3 protein-coding genes and 1 pseudogene are annotated in these 2,067 nt (G+C 64.6%); all 4 read right to left on the bottom strand.

Translation table 11 applies throughout. From position 1 onward, the window contains the following. Positions 1 to 270 (bottom strand): annotated as a pseudogene (locus tag ACYVDE_RS21095) (hypothetical protein); the annotation flags it as partial. Then, on the bottom strand, positions 263 to 700 hold the full coding sequence (locus tag ACYVDE_RS21090) for a rhodanese-like domain-containing protein (RefSeq protein WP_460503506.1): 438 nt from the start codon (positions 698 to 700) through the stop codon (positions 263 to 265). The gene ACYVDE_RS21090 and the pseudogene ACYVDE_RS21095, both read right to left, overlap by 8 nt. Positions 701 to 855: 155 nt before the next feature. Further along, complete coding sequence (locus tag ACYVDE_RS21085; protein ID WP_460503505.1) at positions 856 to 1,395, bottom strand: heme NO-binding domain-containing protein; 540 nt, start codon at positions 1,393 to 1,395, stop codon at positions 856 to 858. A gap of 104 nt (positions 1,396 to 1,499) precedes the next feature. Continuing rightward, positions 1,500 to 2,067: anti-sigma factor domain-containing protein (locus ACYVDE_RS21080; protein ID WP_460503504.1), on the bottom strand; the 568-nt coding region annotated here is incomplete at its 5' end.

Below are 2,067 nucleotides of genomic sequence, written 5' to 3'. Positions count from 1 at the left end.
GGGCTGCGCGCGGGAGGTGTGCGCGGCCCACTCCCGGGCCTCGATTGGCGTGGGCTCGGGCCCGGCCGTATCGGCTAGCCACACGGTAGCCGGTACTCCGGCTTCCACTATCGCCGCGTTGGAAATGGCCAGAAGCTCATGGTACACGGCCAGGGCGGCGGGCTGGCCCACTCCGGCCGCAAGCCGGCTTTTTACCCGGCCCAAGGCCGGTACGCGGGCAAAAACCAACAAATGGGGCTGCGCGGCAGCCCGCCGGGAAATATCACTCATATACTTTGTGGCCGCGCCGCAGCCAGGGGCTCCACAGCGCGGAATAAGGATGGACGTTGAGTGTCGGGCCGTGCGCGTTCACTACCGGGTGGCCTTCGTTCACCCACTCAAACAAGCCGCCGTAGAGGTTGCGAACTTGGCTGAAGCCCAGCGCCTGCAGGCGCTCGCCCAGCCGCTCGCTGCGCACACCCACCGAGCAGTACACCACCACGGGCTGCGTCCGGTCGAGGTCGGCAAACTGTGCCGTGGGCACCGAATCGAAGTCAACGAATCGGGCCCCGGGCAAGTGGCTCACCCGAAACTCGGCCGGAGAGCGCACATCGAGCAGCAGCGGCGCGGCGGGCTGCCCCAGCTCGGTGGCAAGCGTAGCCGCCGGTACTGTGGGCACCGTGCGGCGGTAAAGAGTCCGAAGCAGTTGCCGGTAGAGCATAGTGGGAGTAGCTGGCGAACCGGAAGGACCGGCATCGCAGGCGGCAAGGGCCAGCAAACTGGCTAACAAGCAGTAACAGACGGCGCGAGAAGCCCGCATGAGGGGGAAATGTAGACGTAGAAGCAGTTTGGAGAGCTGGCCGGCCAGCGCCGCTGCTAGCGGCGGCGCACGTGAATACGCACCCGCTCGCCGTCTTCGCTGGTGGTGGGCATCACGTCGATGCGGTCGGCTTCATCATAGTACGCCGCCAGGCCGCGCACAATGCCCACGGCCAGCCCGCCCATGCGGCGCGGCGACACGTAGTCGATAATGAGCTCATCGGGGCCCAGGCGGCTCACGTCGAGCACGGGCGGCGAGTTTTCGGTGTGCTCGCGGCGCACGTGCTGGTGCATGGTCAGCTCGGTGTGCTCCAGCATGTCGAGGGTTTTCCATTCGGGCCGCAACAGCTTCTGGTACATGTACATCAGGTCGGGCACGAGGTATTCGCCAAATTTCTCGTGCAGCTCGCCGGCCGACAGCCCGGTCATTTCGGCCGCGTGGCCCACCAAGGCATAAATGTGCTCGTCGGGATACACGGTTTTGTGGTTGAACTCCACTTTTTCCAGGCCCGAAAGCTCCATCAGCTTCACCCAGGTGCTGTGGTCGTACTGGGTTTGAACGTAGCGTTTCAGCAGTGTCAGTATGGTTCCGTGCATAAAATCAAAAGTATGGCAGGGCTTCCTAAACAAAGCCGCCTGCCAGTCAAACGGCTGGCAGGCGGCTTTGTTTACAACCTTACGGCTGGGCTTGGGCGCCGGGCTCAGATATTGCCGGCCACCGTCATGGTGCTGAGCGTGGGGCCGACGCTGCCGCCGGCGGGCTCTACCGTCATGGCAAACGTCTGGGCGCTGGCAATGTCATTCATGTGCTGCAGGCCTTCGCCGCTGGCCGTGGCCGCCGTCAGCACGCCGGCATCAATGGGCTTGCCCTTGTCGAGAGCCCAGAGCTGGTACTGCTTGTCGGCAGGCAGGGCCGGCAGGCTTCGCACATCCACGTACACCTTGTGGGTGGCGGGGTTGAAGAATACGCGGGCCTTGGCCGTAGGGGCCACTTTGGTGCCGGCCAGGGCCACGGCGCGGAAGTCGTCGTTACGCAGCACCCCGTTTTCTTGGCGCAGGTCGCCAAGCTGTTTCTCTACTACCTGCGAAGTTGTGGCAAAGCGGGCCTGCTCGTTTTGCAGGGCCACCACCTGGGCATTGGCGTTTTTCCAGTTCGAGTAGAGCAGCAGGTTGGCACCGAGGCTCAGCAGCAGGGCCACCGAGGCGGCCACCGCCCAGTTGGAGCGGCTATGGGGCGTGGCCACCGCCGCGCTGGCCATTGGGCGCACA

It is taken from the genome of Hymenobacter agri, from assembly GCF_054778495.1.
Note: the sequence above shows the minus strand (reverse complement) of the source record. Positions and strands in the feature narration are given on the sequence as shown.

Excerpts from the sequence above, each read along its gene's own strand:
- ACYVDE_RS21090 (WP_460503506.1), bottom strand. The coding sequence starts at position 700 with ATGCTCTACCGGCAACTGCTTCGGACTCTTTACCGCCGCACGGTGCCC.
- ACYVDE_RS21085 (WP_460503505.1), bottom strand. The coding sequence starts at position 1,395 with ATGCACGGAACCATACTGACACTGCTGAAACGCTACGTTCAAACCCAG.